16 protein-coding genes and 4 tRNA genes are annotated in these 19,661 nt (G+C 49.9%); 12 read left to right on the top strand and 8 right to left on the bottom strand.

What is annotated here, in order from left to right; all coding sequences use genetic code 11:
* Nucleotides 1-155 precede the first annotated feature (155 nt).
* Nucleotides 156-506: a hypothetical protein gene (locus KME12_17300; GenBank protein MBW4489541.1), complete on the bottom strand. Its 351-nt coding sequence runs from the start codon at nucleotides 504-506 to the stop codon at nucleotides 156-158.
* 189 nt (nucleotides 507-695) lie between these two features.
* Between KME12_17300 and ffh the strand changes: the two genes are divergently transcribed.
* On the top strand, nucleotides 696-2,147 hold the full coding sequence (ffh, locus tag KME12_17295; protein ID MBW4489540.1) for a signal recognition particle protein: 1,452 nt from the start codon (nucleotides 696-698) through the stop codon (nucleotides 2,145-2,147).
* Between the two features lie 155 nt (nucleotides 2,148-2,302).
* Here the strand turns inward: ffh and KME12_17290 are convergent, their stop codons facing one another.
* Entirely contained in the window at nucleotides 2,303-2,923 is a 621-nt protein-coding gene (locus KME12_17290; GenBank protein ID MBW4489539.1) for an orotate phosphoribosyltransferase, read from the bottom strand.
* 118 nt (nucleotides 2,924-3,041) lie between these two features.
* On the opposite strand from KME12_17290, the gene KME12_17285 reads away from it, so the two are divergent.
* Nucleotides 3,042-3,518, top strand: a complete 477-nt coding sequence (locus KME12_17285; GenBank protein ID MBW4489538.1) for a hypothetical protein — start codon at nucleotides 3,042-3,044, stop codon at nucleotides 3,516-3,518.
* Nucleotides 3,519-3,759: 241 nt separating this feature from the next.
* Here KME12_17285 and KME12_17280 read toward each other — a convergent pair.
* A tRNA-Ile gene (locus KME12_17280) sits at nucleotides 3,760-3,832 on the bottom strand.
* A 169-nt stretch (nucleotides 3,833-4,001) separates the two neighbouring features.
* Between KME12_17280 and KME12_17275 the strand changes: the two genes are divergently transcribed.
* Nucleotides 4,002-4,694 carry a hypothetical protein gene (locus KME12_17275; protein ID MBW4489537.1) on the top strand — a complete coding sequence of 231 codons (693 nt, stop codon included), beginning with the start codon at nucleotides 4,002-4,004 and terminating at the stop codon, nucleotides 4,692-4,694.
* Nucleotides 4,695-4,733: 39 nt separating this feature from the next.
* Nucleotides 4,734-6,263, top strand: a complete 1,530-nt coding sequence (locus KME12_17270; GenBank protein MBW4489536.1) for a hemolysin family protein — start codon at nucleotides 4,734-4,736, stop codon at nucleotides 6,261-6,263.
* On the opposite strand, the gene queC is transcribed toward KME12_17270, so the two are convergent.
* Both queC and KME12_17260 read right to left on the bottom strand, forming a co-directional pair.
* Nucleotides 6,251-6,934 carry a 7-cyano-7-deazaguanine synthase QueC gene (gene queC, locus KME12_17265; GenBank protein ID MBW4489535.1) on the bottom strand — a complete coding sequence of 228 codons (684 nt, stop codon included), beginning with the start codon at nucleotides 6,932-6,934 and terminating at the stop codon, nucleotides 6,251-6,253. The genes KME12_17270 and queC overlap by 13 nt on opposite strands.
* A 53-nt stretch (nucleotides 6,935-6,987) precedes the next feature.
* Nucleotides 6,988-8,373, bottom strand: coding sequence for a hypothetical protein (locus KME12_17260; GenBank protein ID MBW4489534.1), 1,386 nt, complete (start codon nucleotides 8,371-8,373; stop codon nucleotides 6,988-6,990).
* Nucleotides 8,374-8,605: 232 nt separating this feature from the next.
* Between KME12_17260 and KME12_17255 the strand changes: the two genes are divergently transcribed.
* Complete coding sequence (locus KME12_17255; GenBank protein MBW4489533.1) at nucleotides 8,606-9,673, top strand: Gfo/Idh/MocA family oxidoreductase; 1,068 nt, start codon at nucleotides 8,606-8,608, stop codon at nucleotides 9,671-9,673.
* 141 nt (nucleotides 9,674-9,814) lie between these two features.
* Here KME12_17255 and KME12_17250 read toward each other — a convergent pair whose 3' ends face one another.
* The gene (locus KME12_17250; GenBank protein ID MBW4489532.1) at nucleotides 9,815-10,789 is read right to left on the bottom strand and encodes an SGNH/GDSL hydrolase family protein; all 975 of its coding nucleotides are present in this window, start codon (nucleotides 10,787-10,789) and stop codon (nucleotides 9,815-9,817) included.
* A gap of 494 nt (nucleotides 10,790-11,283) precedes the next feature.
* On the opposite strand from KME12_17250, the gene KME12_17245 reads away from it, so the two are divergent.
* The 4 genes from KME12_17245 to KME12_17230 all read left to right on the top strand — a co-directional run bounded on the left by KME12_17245 (nucleotide 11,284) and on the right by KME12_17230 (nucleotide 14,709).
* The gene (locus KME12_17245; GenBank protein MBW4489531.1) at nucleotides 11,284-13,095 is read left to right on the top strand and encodes an ABC transporter ATP-binding protein/permease; all 1,812 of its coding nucleotides are present in this window, start codon (nucleotides 11,284-11,286) and stop codon (nucleotides 13,093-13,095) included.
* Nucleotides 13,096-13,371: 276 nt separating this feature from the next.
* Nucleotides 13,372-14,415, top strand: a complete 1,044-nt coding sequence (locus KME12_17240) for a hemolysin family protein (GenBank protein ID MBW4489530.1) — start codon at nucleotides 13,372-13,374, stop codon at nucleotides 14,413-14,415.
* 95 nt (nucleotides 14,416-14,510) lie between these two features.
* Nucleotides 14,511-14,592 (top strand) — tRNA-Tyr (locus KME12_17235).
* A 45-nt stretch (nucleotides 14,593-14,637) separates the two neighbouring features.
* A tRNA-Thr gene (locus KME12_17230) sits at nucleotides 14,638-14,709 on the top strand.
* Between the two features lie 135 nt (nucleotides 14,710-14,844).
* Here KME12_17230 and KME12_17225 read toward each other — a convergent pair.
* Nucleotides 14,845-14,917 (bottom strand) — tRNA-Arg (locus KME12_17225).
* Nucleotides 14,918-15,379: 462 nt separating this feature from the next.
* Here KME12_17225 and KME12_17220 point away from each other — a divergent pair.
* The 3 genes from KME12_17220 (at nucleotide 15,380) to KME12_17210 (ending at nucleotide 18,777) form a co-directional block, all read left to right on the top strand.
* On the top strand, nucleotides 15,380-16,045 hold the full coding sequence (locus tag KME12_17220; protein ID MBW4489529.1) for a hypothetical protein: 666 nt from the start codon (nucleotides 15,380-15,382) through the stop codon (nucleotides 16,043-16,045).
* A gap of 120 nt (nucleotides 16,046-16,165) precedes the next feature.
* On the top strand, nucleotides 16,166-17,215 hold the full coding sequence (locus KME12_17215; protein MBW4489528.1) for a hypothetical protein: 1,050 nt from the start codon (nucleotides 16,166-16,168) through the stop codon (nucleotides 17,213-17,215).
* 275 nt (nucleotides 17,216-17,490) lie between these two features.
* Nucleotides 17,491-18,777 (top strand): hypothetical protein, encoded by a 1,287-nt coding sequence (locus tag KME12_17210; GenBank protein ID MBW4489527.1) that lies wholly within the window; start codon nucleotides 17,491-17,493, stop codon nucleotides 18,775-18,777.
* A gap of 84 nt (nucleotides 18,778-18,861) precedes the next feature.
* Here the strand turns inward: KME12_17210 and KME12_17205 are convergent, their stop codons facing one another.
* Nucleotides 18,862-19,323 carry an SRPBCC family protein gene (locus KME12_17205; protein MBW4489526.1) on the bottom strand — a complete coding sequence of 154 codons (462 nt, stop codon included), beginning with the start codon at nucleotides 19,321-19,323 and terminating at the stop codon, nucleotides 18,862-18,864.
* Nucleotides 19,324-19,661: the final 338 nt, after the last annotated feature.

Genomic DNA, 19,661 nt, shown 5'->3' with positions numbered 1-19,661 from the left:
CGTGAGCAAACTTTAATTGATCTGACCGATCGCTTGGTCATAGTGACTCCGAGCGACATACACACTTTTCTGGTCATTCTCACAAGCAGCTCGATACGCTGCAACTGCCGCTTGCACCGCAGATCCACAGTGGGCAAAGTAGTCAAAATGCCCTTCTAGGAATCGCTCAGGTACTTCAGGGCTGTCATTTCAGCATCAACTGTAATTTCTGCTTGCAAGCGATCAATATGCTCCAGCAGATCGAGTCGTAACTGTTCGCCTAGGGCTGTCTCCTGGTACTGGCAGACCGCATCAACCACAGCCAACCCCAACCGAAACTGTTCTAGCAAATCGGCTTGGATCGCTCGGTTGCGCTCATCGGAAGATCCACGAATATCCGAGATGCCATAAAGAGGATAGACATTAGCAAACACCACAGGCTCTGGTGGCAGCCCCCAACTTTGCCGCTCCGCTTCTTGGAGAAACCGCCATTCCACAGCGGGATGGATGTTATGAATCGTCGTCATACAAAGATGAAAATTGCAGCCCCAGACTGTAACTTCCTAGACTTTGACCAGAGTATTCCCAGAGTATCCCCACCGAATTCTCCAACCTACCTGGAACGAAAACGATTAATCTGGATAGATGGGGAAGCAGCAGCTTGCTCACAAGCGCACCTCGGGATTGAAGACTCATTATCTGACAGCCATTAAGTTATGTTTGACGCGCTCGCTGAACGCTTAGAATCTGCTTGGAAGACACTGCGGGGTCAGGACAAAATTTCTGAATCGAACGTTCAGGAAGCCCTACGAGAAGTTCGTCGTGCCCTGCTGGAGGCAGATGTTAGCCTCCAAGTAGTGAAAGATTTTGTGGCAGAGGTGCAAACCAAAGCCCTAGGCGCAGAAGTAGTGACTGGGGTAAGGCCTGACCAGCAATTCATCAAACTGGTTTACGACGAGTTGGTGTCCGTCATGGGGGAAACCAATATTCCCCTAGCAGAAGTAGACCCAGCCCCCACCGTAATTCTAATGGCAGGTTTGCAGGGAACGGGTAAAACTACCGCGACCGCCAAACTCGCGTTACATCTACGCAAAGAGAACCGCAGCACCCTCCTGGTCGCTACAGACGTTTACCGCCCCGCCGCGATCGACCAGCTCGTGACCCTAGGGAAACAAATTGACGTACCCGTGTTTGAGCTAGGCAAAGATGCCGACCCAGTTGAAATTGCGCGACAAGGGGTCGAAAGAGCTAGAGCAGAAGGCATTAACACCGTCATCATTGACACCGCAGGTCGTCTACAAATCGACCAAAACATGATGGCGGAGTTGGCTCGCATTAAAGAGACCATTCAGCCTCACGAAACCTTGCTAGTCGTGGATGCCATGACAGGGCAAGAAGCCGCCAACTTAACCCGCACCTTCCACGACCAAATTGGGATTACAGGTGCAATCCTCACCAAAATGGATGGCGACACCCGTGGTGGGGCTGCCCTCTCCGTGCGACGCATCTCTGGTCAACCCATCAAATTTATTGGGGTCGGGGAAAAAGTTGATGCCCTGCAACCCTTCTACCCCGACCGGATGGCTTCCCGGATCTTGGGCATGGGGGACGTACTAACCCTGGTAGAAAAAGCCCAAGAAGCAGTAGATCTGGCCGATGCCGAGAAAATGCAGGAGAAAATCCTCTCGGCTAAGTTTGACTTCACAGACTTCCTGAAGCAAACCCGATTGCTGAAGAATATGGGCTCCTTGGGTGGCATCATGAAGCTCATCCCTGGCATGAATAAGCTGAGCAGCGATCAACTGCAACAAGGGGAAGCCCAACTCAAGCGGGCTGAATCCATGATCAACTCCATGACCTCCGCAGAGCGCAAAGATCCTGATTTGCTAGCAGGTTCCCCTAGCCGTCGCCGTCGTATTGCCCGTGGCGCTGGGTATGCGGAGTCAGATGTGGCCAAGTTAGTAGCCGATTTCCAGAAGATGCGAACCTTGATGCAACAGATGGGACAAGGCCAACTCCCCATGCCCGGTATGTTTGGTGGGGGGCCATTTGGCGGTCCTGGCTATGGTGGCAATCAACCACCTCAACCCGGTTGGCGTGGTTATCCCGGTGGTGCCCCTACTAAGAAAAAGAAGGAGAAAAAAAAGAAGGGCTTCGGAAATCTGTAGTCATTGCAGTAGCATTTGGCGGTTAGTGAGCACAGCAATTTTCGATTGGTTGAACCACACCATTTCTATAGGGGCAGGTCTTATGCCTGCCTTTTTTCACCATCAATCCTCGCAGCATCTTTGCGAAGGTGCCGATCGGGGGCACCTCTACGTTTCTATTGTTGCAATTGTTTCCAGTGGGTTTGGAGGTCTTGAATTGTAAATACTGCTTGGAACTTCAAACCTTCTCGCTCATATAGTTCAGCTCCCCCTTGCTGGCGATCGACTAGAGAGATTACCTGCTCAACTGAGTACCCCGCATCCCGCAGCCGCTCCACAGCTTTCATTGCAGAGCCTCCCGTCGTCACTACATCTTCTAAAACCACGACAGAGCTATTAGCAGGTAAGGTTAAGCCTTCGATATAAGCTTGGGTGCCGTGACCTTTGGCTTCTTTACGAATGATCAGAGGCGCGATCGCCCGTCCCTCGTAGGCTGCCACGACGCTCACCGCTGTCACAATTGGGTCTGCCCCTAGCGTCAAACCAGCTACAGCTTGGGTATTCTGTGGTAGCAATGGTAGTAAAATGCGACCAACTGCTACGGCTCCTGCGGGGTGGAGCGTCACCTGCTTACCGTTGATGTAGTACGAACTTCGCTGTCCCGAAGAGAGAACAAAATCGCCTTCTTTATAGGCACCTTCACAAAATAGATCTAGCAACTGCTGACGTACCGTTTGTAAATCAGCATTGATGATGGAAGAAAGTGAACCAGTTTGGACTAGAATTCCGTCAGTCATGGTAAGAGCAGGTAAAGTTTAAGAACCGTAAGATGTAGCAGATCACCAAGGTCTGCAGCTAATGATCTTAAACTCAAGGGTGAGTTAGTATTTAACCGAAAAAGTGAGGAGTACTGCTATGGGTATGAGGTTTAAAGGTCTAGTTAGTCTATTAGTGCTTGCTACCGCGTCAACAGTCTTTACCTCTGCCGCAGTGGCGCAAGAAGGGGCGCAAGAGCAGGTAACAGTCAGCGATCGCATCAGTACTGAATCGTTGAATGAAGCTTTCAATCGCGCTCTTTACACGAACTCAGGCAACTTTTTTAGAGAGCAAGGATTACTCAACCAAGCCAATACGATTCTAGGGCAAGGGTCAATCGTTCGTAACTCTTTTGCTGAGAACCGCATTGCACGTGACGCCCGGCTCGTAAATATTCTGTATCGAGATGCCCTAGAGCAGCAAGCCTCTAGCGGTCCCGTAATTCGGACTCCAGATTTGCCAACTCCCTACGATACGTCCGTACTAATCAACCCCAGCATTTATGTCAACCGTCTGACCTCTGATGCACTGCCTACAGCGGGCGAGTTTCAGTTTGAAACCGTACCTCCTCGCTAAGCTATAGCAGTACTGATAAAGGTTAAGACGGGGTGCAGGGGTTTCACCCCTGGCTGGGGGCGAAGCCCCCACACCCCCTTTGCCCTAAACTTGATGCGTAGCACTATATAGCCCTGAGAGGACAATAGCTGAGGTTTAGGAAGATGATGAGTTGCCAAATTCGCTCCCTTAAATCAAGGCCTAGTCCTCACCCCCTTCTCTTTAAGGGAGGGGGAGCTAAATTTAATAGTTGATGAAGTAATCCAGGGTGCAGGAGTTGAACCTGCCTAACGCGAATTATGAGTTCGCTGCCTCAACCGATCGGCCAACCCTGGTGAAGCTTTTTGATTGTATCCTGATACCTAGCTTGCCGTAAGGAAGCAGCTAGTATCTTCTATTCATATTATGGAATAATCTTTCCTTCTATTCACATCTGTTTTGGCTTCTTCTGAAAAATTTTTCTGTGGCATAAGTCTTTGTAATTGCATACCCCGATTATCAGCAATGAAATTAAATGTGAATGTGGCACTTACCTTAGTTCTGCTGACCTTGATGTTTGGCGCAGGGTTAGTCAGTGCTGCGTGGGGATTTGCTCTTGGTCGTCAAGCCTTGAAGGGCATTACTCAACCCGATGTCCGACCTACGAGTAAATTAGTTGGGCGAGACCAGAAGAAGCCACTGCGTCGGGAAGAGGTGATGATTCTGAAAGAGGAAGACATCTTAAAGCGGGTTAAAGGCCGTATTGAAGGCACAATTAAGGACAATGATGCGCCTGCAAAAAAAGATGGGAATAAGGCGTTAGATGAGGAGGCGGCAGCTGAAGCAAAATCCCAGGTGGCGATCGCTCAGCCTGGATTGCCAGTGGTGGGTCAAGACCAAGATGTCCGCATGGAAGTCAATACTGTGCAGACCCAAGGGGGTTCATTGCTGCTAAACGTCAAAATGCGGAACCAAGGCAAGCAAAATGTACGATTTCTTTACAGCTTTTTGGATGTAACAGATCAGCGGGGCCGAGCCTTAAGCGCTACGGCGGAAGGGTTGCCAGAAGAGTTGCCACCCACCAGTGGTCCTTTTTCTGGTACTGTAAGTATCCCTATCTCTTTGTTAGACGGAGCTGATAAGCTTTCGTTAACTTTGACGGACTATCCAGACCAAAAACTACAGCTAAAGCTATCCAGTATCCCCATCCCCAGGTGAGTTCTGGAGGCGCTGTAGCCTGTTGATCCTGTTTTACAGATGATTGCCCCTATTGTCTTTGCGCTGGCGACGAGTGATTCTTTACCTGTCACGGGGCGAGAGGCCCTAGTGCGCTTGCTGTCAGTGCTACTGCTGATCGCCATTAATGCTTTTTTTGTCACCGCTGAGTTTTCAATTGTCTCAGTGCGGCGATCGCGCATTAATCAGTTGGTGGGCGCAGGGGATGTGCAGGCCAAGACCGTACAAGATTTACAAAGAAGTATTGATCGCCTACTCTCTACAACCCAATTAGGCATCACTTTGTCTAGCTTGGCGTTGGGTTGGATTGGCGAGAGCACAATGGCTGTTTCAATGGCAGCTTGGCTTGGCCAGTTACCCGTATCTTCCGCTCTACGGCAAACGCTAGCTCATTCTTTTGCGGTGCCAATTGCCTTTCTGCTAATTGCTTATTTGCAGATTGTGCTGGGGGAACTGTGCCCGAAGTCGGTGGCGTTGTTGTACTCAGAGCAACTAGCACGATTTTTAGGCCCACCGAGTTTAGCGATCGCTCGCTTCTTTAATCCTTTTATTTGGGTTTTAAACCAATCGACTCGCTGGCTGCTGCAATTAGTCGGGATTCAATACACTGGGCACGGTTGGTACAACCAGGTTACTCCAGAGGAGCTGCAATTGATTATTGCCACCTCTACGGAGTCCACCGGGCTGGAGGCAGAAGAACGAGAACTACTCAATAACGTGTTTGAGTTTGGGGAAGTTTTGGCAGAAGAGGCAATGATTCCACGAACGAGTATCGCTGCTATTCCCTACGATGCCACCTTTCAAACGCTATTAGAAGAAGTAGCGACATCCGGGCATTCTTATTACCCTTTAATGGGAGAGTCTTTAGACGATATTCGTGGCATTATTTCGTTCAAGGAGTTAGCCGAACCTTTAGCACAGGGGTTGCTCACGCCTGAAACTCCGGTTAAGGCCTGGATTCGTCCAGCTCGGTTCGTACCAGAGTACATGCCCTTAAATGAGCTGTTGCCCCTGATGCAGCGATCGCGCCAAGCCATGGTGATGGTAGTAGACGAATTTGGTGGCACCTCCGGTCTGGTGACGCTGACTGATTTAGTGGCTGAAATTATTGGGGAAACGCCGGAGTCTGAGAGTAGTGAGGATTTAACCGTACAAGCCTTGGATGACCGCACATTCTTAGTTCAAGCCCAGATAGACATTGAAGAAATCAATGAATTGCTAAATCTGAGCCTGCCACTCACAGATGATTACCAAACGTTGGGCGGCTTTCTGATTGACCAATTGCAAAAGATTCCAGCCGAAGGTGAGGTGCTGCTCTACAAAAATCTGGAGTTGTCGGTGGTGTCTGCTGAAGGCCCTCGCCTAGATCAGATTCGGATTCAACGGCTGGAAGAACCAGAAACGGAACAGTTCTTGGAAGAACTCAATGAGGTGATTATTGCGTCTGAAGCAGCTGTAAACGCTGAAACTTCTGATACTGCATTCGATGAATCTAGTTCAGAACGTCCTAACCAAGAGTTTGGCTTAGATCAAGACAATCAAACTTTGTAGGGGAGCGGATCAACTTGCCCCAGTTCGGCAAAAGCGGCTAGACGCAAGCGGCAAGAGTCACAGACGCCACAAGCTATTGCTTCGCCCGTATAGCAAGACCAAGTTTGCTGCCAAGGTACCCTTAAGCGATCGCCCAACTGGATAATTTCAGTTTTCTTCAACTGGATTAGGGGAGCGACGATTTGAATGGGTTGTCCTTCACGGCCTTGCTTCGTGCCTAGGCGAAAAACTTCTTGCATTGCTTGCAAATAGTCGGGGCGGCAATCCGGATAGCCAGAGTAGTCAAGGCTATTTACCCCTAGATAAACTCGTTCTGCTTCTATAGCTTCGGCATAGCCAAGCGCGAAACTTAAAAAAATAGTGTTGCGGGCAGGTACATAGGTAACCGGAATGTGAGAGGCCATCTCTCCTAAAAAGCGATCGCTCGGTACTGCAATGCTGTCGTCTGTGAGGGCAGAGCCACCCCAAAGGCGCAGGTCAAAACTCACGACTTGATGTTGGATAACGCCTGCAACCTGAGCGATCGCCGTTGCCGAGTCTAGCTCCCGACGATGCCGTTGTTGGTAGTCAAACGAAATGGCATAAACATCACAGCCATCAGCTTTAGCTTGATAGAGCACCGTAGACGAATCTAATCCGCCGGACAACAAAATGACCGCTTTGACTGCCACCACCTACACCTCACGTTTAAGGCCACTTTTCCATCATTCAGCATTCACTGATTTTATGGAACTGGGGCGGCTTCAATTGCAGCAGTCGAAATAGAGTCTGGTGTAGCGTCAGGAACTTCCACCACAATCATATAACCAGAGAAATTCTTGCCACCTGCCGTTGTTAATGCGTCCAAAATCTTAGGCATATCAGCTTGTTGTAAGTGGCCTGTTTCGTCATAGATTTCCAAAGCAGAGAGACAGCCAATGGTGGGGTTCCAATCGGCACTGGCTGGGTAGCGCTCCTTACCGCTGAAGAAGTTGGTTGCCTCTCCACTGCCATGAATCCGGAACAGCGATCGCCCCGCTTTCCCAGCCCAGTAAGTTTGCTGGATGGGAAAATAGTTGCGCCAAGACGGTGGCAAGAGAGATTGGTAGGCGGCTAACGTACCCATAAACCGTCTCTGACCAGGAAGAAACGATCGCACGCCTGACTCAAAGGGCACAAATAGTTTGACTAAGGCAAACTGACCATAAGCGCCAAAAAAATCAAAATCTGGTTGCGGCACCACGCCTTCAATCCGGTAAATCCCTTGTGGCGTTTCCCCTCGTTCAAAGTTCCACGCCAAATTATGAAGCGATCGCGACAACAGAGGCACCGACCATAGCTGCCCCGATTGCCGCACAAATTGTCCCGATTGATCCTTTAGGACTGCCCGACAGAGTAAGCCGCGATCGCGAGGACACAGCACATAGAGATGTAGTTGTTGCGGCGCGATCGTCCACTGCAATAGATCTCGTAACGGCGGTATAGCAGGAGGATTAACGCGCTCTGCTACGTCTCGCAAAGTAGTTTGCAGAAACACATTCTGCGACCACCGGGGAAAACGCTGCTGCACGCGATCGCTGAGTGATTGCAACTCTGCTGGAGACAAACCTCCTTGGGCCAGGACAGACAAAGCCATCGCGACCCACTGCGGATCAGAACTGCGCTCGATCGTTTGGCGAAAGGACGACTCTAAGCTGCCATAGCGAGTAGGAAAATGTAGATAAAGCTGCGTCCCTACCTGCATCGCCATATCCACCGTCCGCATCTGTGGCTGCGAGAGTTTAGGGCTATGGGTTAGGGCCAAAATTCTCTGCAACGCTTGGGCAACCTCGACTGGTTGTGGTTCCCGCAGAGCAGTAGCCCAAAGCACTGTGCGCCAATGTCGCTCATTCGCATCGGTGATTGGATAGCGGTTGAGGTCATAGTTTTCTGGCTGGACTAAGCGAACTTGCTTTTGGCGTTGCTCTACCCTGGCAGCGGCAGTGGCTTTGGGGACTGGGTTGGCAGGGGCAATATTGGCAGGGGCGATCGCGCTAACTCCAGTCAGCCAGCTCCAAAGCATAACCCAGGCCACAAGGAGCGATCGTTGTTTCACTCGACACAGCCACTGTGACAGGAAAAAAGAATGCATTCGTACCTTTAGACATAGCCAGAGACTGCCAGATTCTACTACGACAGATACAAAGACCGATAGAAAAACACAATCTGCACAAAACTTTGCTTGAGTTTCAGGAACCTAGATTAAACTTTGGAATTCTTCATAAAGAGAGCCGCTGTGCTACTATCTGGATGGTTTGAAGCGGCTTAGTGTAGCCAATCTGCTTGATCCCTGTGGTGGTGGAGGTATAGGAGTGCAGGACAACATGTCATCGACGCATTCGAAGGTCAGTTCGCAACGCAACCAACCGGAACCCATTCGCGTGGGGGTGATTGGGGTTGGCAACATGGGACAGCATCACACCCGCGTCTTGAGTTTGCTAAAAGATGTCGAACTGATTGGTGTGTCCGATGTCAATGTGGAGCGCGGGTTAGATACAGCCAGTAAATATCGAGTCCGGTTTTTCGAGGACTACCACGACTTGCTTCAACACGTAGATGCAGTCTGTGTGGCAGTACCAACCCGACTACACCATGCCGTGGGAATGGCCTGTTTGCAAGCAGGCGTACATGTGCTGATCGAAAAGCCGATCGCAGCCAGTATTGCCGAAGCTGAGTCTTTGGTAAATGCGGCGGCAGATTCTCATTGCATTTTGCAAGTGGGGCATATCGAGCGCTTTAACCCAGCCTTCCAAGAACTCAGCAAGGTGCTAAAAACCGAAGAGTTGCTGGCCCTAGAAGCACACCGCATGAGTCCTTACTCAAACCGAGCCAACGATGTATCTGTGGTGTTGGATCTCATGATCCATGACATTGACTTACTGCTTGAGTTGGCAGGCTCTCCAGTGGTGAAGCTAACGGCCAGTGGTAGTCGCGCCTCTGACTCTGGCTACCTGGATTACGTGACTGCAACTCTGGGCTTTGCCAATGGCATTGTGGCAACTCTTACCTCCAGCAAGGTAACTCACCGCAAAATCCGTCGCATTGCTGCTCATTGCAAAAACTCTCTCACCGAAGCCGATTTCTTGGGCAACGATATTTCCATTCATCGCCAAACTACAGCCGACTACATGACCGATTACGGTCAGGTGCTGTATCGCCAGGATGGTCTCATTGAGAAGGTTTACACCAGCAATATTGAGCCACTACACGCCGAGCTAGAGCATTTTGTGGCTTGTGTGCGGGGTGGCAACCAGCCTTCTGTGGGCGGAGAGCAAGCCCTCAAAGCCCTGCGATTAGCTAGCTTGATTGAACAAATGGCCTTAGATGGTCAAGTGTGGCACTCGCAGGAACTAGAATTGGATTGCAAGAACTCCTCCGCGATCGCTGTATAACCACAATCCTTAAACGGGCGTAGGGTGTGTGAGCGGTAGGGTGTGTGAGCATCAGATCACGCACCGCTCTGATCAATATTTAAGATCCGTCCATTACGGCTGCATTTAAGATCCGTGAGTTACAACTGCGCCTAACACACGCTACGGGTTTGGTTGTAAGAACATTTCTTGGTGCGATCGCCGGATCGTTTTGCTCACCAGTTGATTGCCAGTAGGGCTGAGATGGATGTGATCCCGATACAGGGTTTCTGGCTCAGCCACCGCATTAAAACTGGGAAGAAAATCAATGTAGATAATCTGTTCGCGCTCGGTGAAGTCTACTAGCCGCTGTCGAGCCTTTTGCTCATAATCACGAGGGCCACCTTTGGCACTGGTTTCTCGTAATAAAGGTGTCATCGCCAGCAACAGTTGTCCACCCTGACTTTGAACGAAGCTATGAATCTGCTGAAGAGCCGCTAAGTTGAAGCCCACGCGATCGCCAGATTCTGCTTGTACGGCTTTGAACTTGGCCTTGAAATCTGGATTGGGAGCAGGTGGAAAAAGGTAGCGCCCCAAGACTTCTGCCAAGGCTAAAGGTGGTTTGCGATCTGGGTAATTAATATCGTTGCCCACTTGTAGTGAACTAGGAGCCGTAGCAAACAGATCATCCGTGTTCAGTAGCAAGACAACAATTTGAGCCTCGAAGCTGCCAAAGCGCTGCAAATAAGCTAATTCATTGCGCGGTCCCCAAGAGTTAGCTGAAGCATTCAACACTTCTACCTGCTGCCAACGGGTGTCCTGCAAGTCTGGCTGTAATTGCTGCTGCAACATTTCAGAGATGATGCCAGTTTGGTCAGTCCACCAACCACCATTCGCCACCGAATCACCTAGCAGCAAGATCCGCAACGTGGCTGGCGCAGGGGTAGGAGCGATCGCGGGACTCCGCATGGAATATTGGTTAATAGCGATGCGATTGCCAAAACGGCGGGTCTGTTGATTCGGTGCTAGCAGATAACCAATATCTGAGTCGGCGAGATAAATCAAAGGGTTGCCAAAGCCGAAGAGTAAGCGTAAGCCAAGTTCCAATAGAATCGGCAGCCCCACGAGCCCTGCCAAAAGCAGTCCTGCAATGTTCACGGTGGAAAGTTCTATTTGCAACACGAATGATTCTAAGTGAGCCAAGCTTAACCAGACCCAGCATAGACCAGAAAATCTTGAGCTGCCTCAATCTCCGCCTCGATGAAATTAATCTGCGATCGCTTTGACGTAAAATTGCTCGGGTTTTGCAATGGCTGAGTCACTGCTACATTCACTGGGCTCAGTCATGCAGGCTTCCAGATGTTAAGTTCTGGAAGTTTTTGTTTGAGTGGGTAAGGTCAATATCTAGGAATTACGTCATACTACATATCGTGCTACAATCTGTAAATTCATTTTGATCGTCCGCTCGTCGCGCTGCTTGATAGCCCTCAGAGTGTTTCAATATTTAGGCTGTTTCGAGCGTTCGTACTAATAAGTCATTTGCTCAGGTAACTTGATTAGCCATTTGCTCAGGTAATTTGAGCGAACTTTTCAGGGCCATTATTGAAATTGAGCCCTGAACCAGTTATTTTGCTGTTTTTCTAGGAAAAGTCATGGCCACCTTTCAGGATGTCCTGGGCTATTACCGTCGCTATTGGCCGCTGTCTGCCTTCAGTATTGCCGCTTCCAGCACCTTTGAAATTATTGACCTCGCAGTACCTTATGCGATTGGCCAAATTTTGAATGTGCTCTCCAAGCAACCGCTGGACAACTTCATGCAAGATCTCGTGGCGTTAGTAGCGAGTTTAGGCCGTTTACCCAACAACCAATTCTTAGCGCTGAGCGTGCTATTAGGTGTGATCTTTGCGGTCACAGTGCTTAGAGCCCCGATTCAGCCGTGGGCTGCATCTTGGTTTCATTGGGACATTGCCCTCCGTAGCCGTCGCGACCACTCCAAGCAGGTGCTGCGAAAAATTCTGACACTGCCATTGGAGTTTTATGACGAAAACAACCCAGGTCGAATTGCAGGTCGGGTGGCAAGAGGTTTGGCGAACCATACTTGGAGCTACCCCGAAATTGCAGGCCAACTGATTCCCAAGCTCTTTCGCGTGTTGGGCATCTTCGTGATGATTTGGATAATTGAGTGGCGAATCGCGATCGCCTTCTTAATTTCCTTCATCTTCATTCTCAGCTTCACCTTTGCTCACTTGAAGCGCTTGATTCAGCGCGAAGCCATTCTCGATCGCTATCAAGAGAATACTGAGAGCCGAACCTCGGAAATCATTACCAACATCAAAACGGTGAAGGCATTTGCCACAGAAGCAACCGAGCTCAAGCGGCAATCGCAACGCTTAGACCGGGAGCTAAAGGTGGTAGATTACCGCATTCACCGAGGCTATATTCACCTAGGAACTTGGCAGCGCCTAGTCGTGCAAAGCTGCGTGTTCTTTATTCTGGCATTTACGCTTGTGGCCACCGTCAGCGGCAAAATTTCTTTGGGTCATTTTGTCACCACGCTAACGATTTCTAGCATGGCTTACTCAGAGTTAGAGCCGATTAGCAATCTCGCAGAGACCTTTGCCCGCCGTTATGCCTCTATGCTGCGCTTCCATGAGTTTGTGCAGTTGCCAACCGGGGCAGATGCGGGCAGTTTGACGACTTCTAGTGAGCAAGCTGCTTACTCTTTTACAGGCAAGGTGGAGTTTTCGCAGCTGGCCTTCGGCTATGACCGCGATCGCCCCGTTCTACAAAACATTAACTTGTTGATCGAACCCTACCAAACCGTAGCTCTCGTCGGGCGCTCTGGTTCCGGGAAATCAACCTTAGTCAAGCTGCTGTTTCGCTACTTCGAGCCGACTCAAGGCCGTGTGTTGATGGATGGAGAAGACATTACCACCTTAGATGTGACTCAATACCGGAAACGGCTGGCGATCGTGCATCAAGAAGTTGATATTTTTAATGGCACCTTGCTAGATAACCTGCTTTACGGCAACCCCCAAGCGAGTTTCGAGCAGGTACAAGAAGCTTGTCGGATTGCTCAGTGCGAGGAGTTTATTCACCACTTACCGCAAAGCTACAAAACCATTGTGGGAGAGCGAGGAATGCGGCTATCGGGAGGGCAGCGACAGCGAGTGGGCATTGCCCGTGCCCTTTTAGCGGAACCAGATGTTTTGGTCTTTGACGAAGCCACCTCCAGCCTCGATTATGAATCGGAACGTGCGATTCAACTGGCCATGCGATCGATTTTGGGCACCCGCACCACGATCATTATTGCCCACCGCTTAAGCACAGTGCGAGAAGCCGATCAGATTGTGGTGCTCGATCAAGGGCAGATTGTGGAAATGGGCAACCATGCTGAACTCTTGCGCCAAGCAGGAATTTACCGTCGCTTGCACTCTCTGCAAGAAACTGGAGAGCTTATTTAGCCTAGTTGCTTATTTAGCCTAGTTAAGGAGGATTGAACCAGCTCATGGGAAATCATAGGCGATCGCAAATTGCCACCCAGCACTTTTAATAGAGTGAAGAGAAAAGGGGAGGTTATCATCAACTAAATAGCCTCCCCCTTGCTTTAAATCCTTCATTAATACTTCGCCCTAGGGCAGCTTGTGATTGCTTTATTTCCTCAAATTCATACCTTGGCAACCGCCAAACCTGGCCCTCTTCTAGGAGAGGTGTGGCTTGATGTAGCCATTTTGCTAGTAATGCTGCTGCTATCAGCCTGCTTTTCTGGCTCTGAAACAGCCATTACCGCCCTCGACAACCTGAAGCTAAGAGCTTTGATCAAAGAGCAAGGCGATCCCAATCGCATGTTTCGTTTGGTCTTAGAAAAGCGGGGTCGCTTCATCACCACCCTGCTAGTTGGCAATAACTTAGTCAACAACTTTACAGCCATTCTGACCAGTAATTTATTTGCCATCTGGCTCGGAAACGCTGGGATTGGTGTGGCAACGGCTGTGGTGACATTTTTAGTGCTAATTTTCGGTGAGATTACGCCTAAATCATTAGCCATTAACAACGTGATGCCAGTGTTTAGGGCGGTGGTGCGGCCCATCTACTGGCTCTCCGTGGTGTTGCTACCCGTGATCTATTTCTTCGAAGCGATCGCGCAAAGCGTAGTGCGGCTATTCCAGGGCAATGCAGCCCAGCAAGGAGAATCGCTGCAAGACCTACAACTCATGATCGAAATTTTGGGGGGCAAAGGTCAACTTGACCTACATAAGCATCAACTACTGAATAAAGCCTTGATGCTCGATCGCGTCAGTGCGCGAGATGTAGTCAAGCCAAGAGTTGACATGCGAACCATCTCCCAGGATGCCACCCTCCAAGACCTAGTCAACTTCTGCTTAGAAACAGGCTACTCCCGCATCCCGGTGCAAGAAGAGTCGAAAGATGAAATTGTTGGGATTGTGCACTTAAAGCGAGCTTTGCAACAGTTGAGACAACTGCAAAAAGCAGGTCGAGATCATGGCTCAGTCACAGAAGCAATGGACCCCCCCATCTACATTCCAGAAAACAAGCGAGTCACTGACCTACTGAAGGAAATGCTGCAACAGCAGTTTCACATTGCGATCGTAGTAGATGAGTACGGTGGAACCGTTGGTCTAGTGACCTTAGAAGATATTCTGGAGCAACTGGTAGGGGAAATATACGACGAAAGTGATTTTCCAGCCCGAGCCAAGGCAGCTAAAAAGCTGGGCCTTCTACCTGTTTCTCGTTCCGGTCGTAATGTTAACGGCAGAGAATGAGCCTGTAACTACCCTTCGGTGACAGCTACAGGATTTTTTCAAAAAGCCCTTGATTTCCCAATCCGTTATGCTAATATAGTTTTCCGTGGGTGAGCGGGTCGGTGCCCGAGTGGTTAATGGGGGCGGACTGTAAATCCGCTGGCTACGCCTACGCTGGTTCAAATCCAGCCCGGCCCATCCACGGAACGCATAAAGCAATTTTTGTTTTGTGCGTTCAAACCTGCCCGTGTGGCTCAGTGGTAGAGCACACCCTTGGTAAGGGTGAGGTCACGAGTTCAATCCTCGTCACGGGCTCTTTAACAAAATACTAACAAAAACCGACAGCAGTAGTTTTCTCTGTCGGTTTTTGTTTGTCAGTAGGTCGTAGTTTAGGGGGTTCGCCTACGAGGTCTATCTGTAACGGCCCTCAAACCAGCAAAATTCAAAAAGCGCCCCAGGTAGGACTCGAACCTACGGCCGTCTGCTTAGAAGGCAGATGCTCTATCCACTGAGCTACTGGAGCGAGTAGCCGCTGAGTTGGTATTCAACACAACGCAAGACTGTAAGTTACTCACAGCCCTAAGCTAATAGTACCAGAAGGTGCTGCTCTTGAGCCGTCGTAGCCCTCGTAAAGCTCAGATTTAAGGGTTTAGGACCAAGATCGATTTCGACACACTAACTTAAGTAAATTTTAGCGGTTTTGGGGAAAGCTATAGTCGAGCCGCGCGATCGCTCAACCGGGCAACCCCTGGAGCAGATTAGATAGTAAATGTACGCTAAAAACCAGATAATGAAGCGTTGGCTGAGATAGTGTGTTAAGCAGCACGATCGCCACCTGTGACCTTTGCATAGTACGATGTCGTCACTCAGAAATGCATTGTCTCCAAGCCATCATTTCTGCACTAGTATGCTGTATATCAAAAAAGTCACTCGATTATTGCACGCACAGCATCCTCGACCCGGATAGGAGTCAATTGGCAGTGTCATGTTTATTCTAAAAAGGCAGGATGTTGACATCTCCAGCATTCAGCATCCCAAGCGGGATCAACAGATTCTGATTCTCCACTATCAGGGGCAGACCTTTCGCTTGATTAGTGTTTTTAACGCGACTCAAGAAGAAGAGGCAAAAGCCTTTTGGCGAGATCTGACTGATAACCGTGGGAAAGCTTGTGTGCTCCTAGAAGAACCAGAACGCTACAGTGTCTGGGGCAAAGTTCGGATAGATCAGCTGGCAAATGAGGGGGCTGGGGCAGGGGATGCAACTGCTGCGTTCTTTACCCAGGCAGGCCTGTTGATTTTGCAGGCTCTGTATATTGATGTTGAAGACTTGCTGGGCAGTCGGCAGGCAGGTCTGTTTCAGAAAGATCTGGCAGAAGTGTTGCGGCAGTGGCGGTTTCCCCAAGCGGAATCTCCAGAAGCAATTAATTATTTGCTGACAATGGACCCTGTGACGGCCCTGCAACTTCCGCCTTGGCAAGAGCATCACCTCAATACGCTGATGCAGGAACTTCATCGTATCGGCAAGGCATACTTTGGTAATGCCAATTTTACAGAGCGAGCCCTAGATGCGCTGCAAGATATGTCCAGCGGAGACCGCAACCAATTTCTGCAATGGCTAGAGCAGTCTCCCGTAGGAAAATTGTGGCGCTAGCCTTAAGAATGTTTGATAACAAGCCCATAACCGATGGGGATATGCGACGCTTGCATAAAATCTTAGTCTCGCTGCCCTGTTCTACCTGTCTGATTGCCAGTTACCCGGTTTTGACCTTCCATGAGCAGCCCTTCAAATAAGTCAGTTAGTCCTAAATCTCTTCTGTCAGTACAAACAATTGTTCTCGGTGCAATAAGCTGGGCTGTGTTAGCCCTTCTCTTCTTCTTACTATTCAGTATTTCAGCACCCGGAGAAGCTCGGCCTGCTTGGTATGCCATTGGGACTTATATTTTTGAGGAAGTTGCCTATATCGGAGCCGCTGTGCTGTGCTTAAGAAATTGGCGAAGCCCACAAATTGTCAGTGGTCGCAATGTTTGGTTGGGCATTGGGTTAGGGATGCTGTCTTATTTCCTAGGCAACTTGGTGTTGGGCTATTGGGAATTGGGCTTGAACCAAGAGCCTGCGGTATCACCGGGGGACTTGTTTTTCGTAGCAACTTACCTTTTTCTGGGTTGGGGCATGCTGCTAGCGGTGCTCTCCAGACGCTTGAACTTAGAGAATTGGCAGTGGGTAGTTGTCGGGGCGATCGCAGTCATTGGTGGGCTATTGGCTTGGCTAGTTGCGGCTCCAGTCCAGGATGCTCAGTCGCTCCTGATGCCACCTGCGATCGCTCAAACCGCTCCATCACCCCGAACGACTACACAACCCAGAGCCGTAAAAGCTCCGCCAGTTAAACCTGCTAAACCAGCGGCCCCAGCGTCAACCCCTCTTGCGACTCCCTCAGCGGCAACGCCAGCCGCTACTGGACAAAAGACTCCTCCCGCTTGGGCAACGAGCCTAGAGCAAACCTTGGCTCCTCTAGAACCTATTTTGGCTTGGTTCTATGTCGTCAGTGATCTCGCTTTGCTGATTATTGCCACCGTTTTGCTATTAGCTTTTTGGGGTGGGCGATTTTCGCAGTCTTGGCGGATGATTGCAGCCGCCGCTTTTTCGCTCTACATCGCTGATATTTGGTTCCAGTATGCGCAGAAAAATATCCCAAATTACCAAACGGGCAGTTTGCCAGAAGTCTTTTGGGTATTTAGCGGTGTGCTGTTTGGAATTGGAGCAGCGCTAGAATTTGACTTGTCAACGCGATCGCGGCGACCGGGTGGACGGAGACGAGCTTAGTTAAGAAACCTAAGTTCAGACGGAACTGGCCCTGAACTGTCCTGAGGGCGATCGCATCTAGAATTTATGTCATCCTGTCGGCAAGGTACGACATAGAATAGATGAAGATAGTTCTGTGATGAACAGCACATTCAACCTCGGTAGCTGAGCACCGATAAGGCGGATACTTTTCAACTGAGCGATCGCTCAGTTGAAGCGCTAAATATTAGTAATCACTTTCTTGCTGTGGATGGCTAAATGATTTAGCCAGTGGTTTTTCTTTCTGAAGCGGTGGCATGACTCCAAGAAAACTGTCTGAGTCGGATAAACAAAACATCTTGCATCTGTATCGGCATCCAGGAGAGACAACTTCGACCCTGGCGGAGCGCTATGGAGTCAGCAACACAACTATTAGCCGTGTGTTAAAGAGTTTGCTGCCTGAGCGAGAATATGAAGCCCTTGTGCAACAAAAGCGAGCAGCTCGTCCACAAGCAGGGTTTGCCGAATTCGCTGCTGAGCTGGCGTTTGAAGATGAGCCTATAGAAGCAAGTGAAGTTGCTCAGCCCACCGCTCCAGTTGCAGAATTCGACGCTGTTGCAGAAGGGGTTGCAGAACCAACACCAGAAGTGGTTGCAGAGGTGGAGGATCAGCCTGCTGAAATGAGTGAAGCGGCGATCGCGGAGTTGAGCGCTTCTGAAGATGCGATCGAAACGGTTCCTGTAGAGACGTTTCCCCTAGAGGCAGTTGCTGTAGAAGCACTTCCTGTAGAGGCAGTTGCTGTAGAAGCACTTCCTGTAGAGGCAGTTGCTGTAGAAGCAGTTGCTCTAGAAGCTGTGGTAACTCCCGTCACCAAGCCTGCGATCGCGCCACCCATCAAGCGACGACAGCGTAAACGTTCTTCTGCGGATGATGAGGCGACATCTGCTGAGTCTCCTTCCGAGAAACCGGAGGTGATGGAATCGCAGTTGCAGCTTTTGGATATTCCCTCTGCGGCTCCCGAAGGTGAGAAAAAACAAACTAAAATACCCCCCGTTGTCAGAGCGACTGTTGCTCCGCCCATTGACGGGGTAGGTGCTGAAATTGCCAGAGAGGTCTTGTCAGAAAATCTGCAAGCGCAAGCAGCAGAGTTAATGGATTTAGAGGATGAAGACGACGACCTGGATGACGATGACCTAGATGATGACGACCTGGATGATCTAGACGACGATGACGACGATGAAGGAGACTTGGATGATGCTGGCTCCTTCATGGATGGTCAACTGCCAACCAGAGCATTTGTCCGAGTTTTGCCCCTAGCAGAAGCCTCAATTCCTAAAACGTTCTACCTGGTGGTGGATCGGATGGCAGAGCTAATTACTCGACCACTCCGAGAATTTGGGGATCTAGGACAAATTCCTAGCGAAGATATTCAAGCCAAAACTTTGCCAATTTTTGACAATCATCGCGTGGCTCGTCGCTTCTCAAAGCGCAATCAGCGGGTGATCAAGGTTCCCGATGGCAGAATGTTACCGAAAGTGAGTGGCTACTTACAAGCGAAGGGAATTACTCGTTTGCTGATTGATGGGCAGGTGTACTCCCTCTAACCCGCTTCGAGTTTGGCATTTTGCTCCGCACCTACTAGCTCACACTGATTACCTCACACTTAGTTACCTCCCACCGAGGCAAACTCAAGTGTGCAGTTTTCGGTGTAGCTCCTCTGCGACTCGCTTCAGGCGGCGTAGCTGAGCTTGCATATCTTCTTGCGTCCAGCTAGCGGCGAAGGTATTGAAGCCAAACCGCACCAGTGAGTTGGGAATTTCGAATTCAAAGCGGTTGAGCAGGTAGGTGCCCCGATCATTGGGGTTGCACTCCCAGCGATCGCGCCCGTGAAAGAAACCATCGAACTCCCACACCACTAAACCTGGTTCTCTTGCAGCCACTACACTATTCAGCGAAGGCTGCAAGAACGGGATCTGAATAATAAAACGGCTGCGACTACCCACATCGGTACTCCATTCGCCTAGAGATTCACACCGCAAAGCTGGATTCAACCAACGATGCATTAGGTTTAGGTCTGTAATACAGCGCTCTACAGCGGTAGCACTAGCACTGATTTGAATAGACTGCTCGAAACTCTGCTGCAATGGCATTCTGCTGCGCGGGTTTGTCTTTTGTGGGTTGGGTTTTTTTGAGGTGTAGATAGAGCGCATCCTATCGGTAATGCGGGGTGGCATAAATATCACGGAGGAGCCAGCCAAGCAAGCGGCCACAAAAACTCCTCACTCGTCTACTCTAGCGAGAACCAACCACCTTCAGCAGGGCAGCCGTATAGTTGGCTTACCCCCTGCCTAGAACTCAATACCCACCAAGTTTTTTGGGATGGCTGGGAGCCTTGTCTCTTTAGAGCAAGGAGGAAAGCCGACTCAAGCGGCTTTAGCCGCCTAGAATCCATAGCTGTAACCATCAGCCCGATGAATAACCTCCAGAT

This window comes from Trichocoleus desertorum ATA4-8-CV12 (assembly GCA_019358975.1).
Taxonomy (GTDB): Bacteria; Cyanobacteriota; Cyanobacteriia; order FACHB-46; family FACHB-46; genus Trichocoleus; species Trichocoleus desertorum_A.
This window is presented reverse-complemented; position numbering and strand designations above follow the sequence as displayed.

What these genes read in the sequence shown, in the direction of transcription:
- KME12_17260 (MBW4489534.1), bottom strand. Translation starts at nt 8,373, where the DNA reads ATGCATTCTTTTTTCCTGTCACAGTGGCTGTGTCGAGTGAAACAACGA.
- KME12_17290 (MBW4489539.1), bottom strand. Translation starts at nt 2,923, where the DNA reads ATGACTGACGGAATTCTAGTCCAAACTGGTTCACTTTCTTCCATCATC.
- KME12_17285 (MBW4489538.1), top strand. Translation starts at nt 3,042, where the DNA reads ATGGGTATGAGGTTTAAAGGTCTAGTTAGTCTATTAGTGCTTGCTACC.
- KME12_17215 (MBW4489528.1), top strand. Translation starts at nt 16,166, where the DNA reads ATGAGCAGCCCTTCAAATAAGTCAGTTAGTCCTAAATCTCTTCTGTCA.
- KME12_17275 (MBW4489537.1), top strand. Translation starts at nt 4,002, where the DNA reads ATGAAATTAAATGTGAATGTGGCACTTACCTTAGTTCTGCTGACCTTG.
- KME12_17245 (MBW4489531.1), top strand. Translation starts at nt 11,284, where the DNA reads ATGGCCACCTTTCAGGATGTCCTGGGCTATTACCGTCGCTATTGGCCG.
- ffh (MBW4489540.1), top strand. Translation starts at nt 696, where the DNA reads ATGTTTGACGCGCTCGCTGAACGCTTAGAATCTGCTTGGAAGACACTG.
- KME12_17300 (MBW4489541.1), bottom strand. Translation starts at nt 506, where the DNA reads ATGACGACGATTCATAACATCCATCCCGCTGTGGAATGGCGGTTTCTC.
- KME12_17220 (MBW4489529.1), top strand. Translation starts at nt 15,380, where the DNA reads ATGTTTATTCTAAAAAGGCAGGATGTTGACATCTCCAGCATTCAGCAT.
- KME12_17255 (MBW4489533.1), top strand. Translation starts at nt 8,606, where the DNA reads ATGTCATCGACGCATTCGAAGGTCAGTTCGCAACGCAACCAACCGGAA.
- KME12_17270 (MBW4489536.1), top strand. Translation starts at nt 4,734, where the DNA reads ATGATTGCCCCTATTGTCTTTGCGCTGGCGACGAGTGATTCTTTACCT.
- KME12_17205 (MBW4489526.1), bottom strand. Translation starts at nt 19,323, where the DNA reads ATGCCATTGCAGCAGAGTTTCGAGCAGTCTATTCAAATCAGTGCTAGT.
- KME12_17240 (MBW4489530.1), top strand. Translation starts at nt 13,372, where the DNA reads ATGCTGCTGCTATCAGCCTGCTTTTCTGGCTCTGAAACAGCCATTACC.
- KME12_17210 (MBW4489527.1), top strand. Translation starts at nt 17,491, where the DNA reads ATGACTCCAAGAAAACTGTCTGAGTCGGATAAACAAAACATCTTGCAT.